Here is a 387-nt window from a genome sequence, read left to right on the forward strand (position 1 = left end):
GTCGCGCAGGAAGTCCACCAGCTCGCCCACTTCTTCCTTGGCCTCGTCGCAGCCGGCGACGTCGGCGAAGGTGACCTTGATCTGGTCCTCGCCCTGCAGCTTGGCGCGCGACTTGCCGAAGGACATCGCGCCCTTGGCACCGCCACCGCCCCCCTGCATCTGGCGCATGATGAACAACCAGAAGCCGATGATCAGGATGACCGGCAGGAAATTCATCAGGATCGCGCCGAGGGAAATGCCGCTGGACGGCTCCTCCTGCACGATTTCCACGTTCTTGGTACGTACCACTTTGATCAGGTCCCGATCGAACGGCGCGGTGATGGTTGACGACTGCCCACCACGGGTTGTGTAGGTCAGCTGTCTGGTGCCGCCGCGCATGTCGCCGCC

Annotated in this window: 1 pseudogene; it reads right to left on the minus strand. The window is 63.6% G+C overall.

Annotation, left to right across the window (positions count from 1 at the left end):
• Window positions 1-387: pseudogene (locus EN852_RS35930) on the minus strand (cell division protein FtsH); the annotation flags it as partial.

This window comes from Mesorhizobium sp. M2E.F.Ca.ET.209.01.1.1 (assembly GCF_004010375.2).
In the GTDB taxonomy this organism is placed as follows: Bacteria; Pseudomonadota; Alphaproteobacteria; order Rhizobiales; family Rhizobiaceae; genus Mesorhizobium.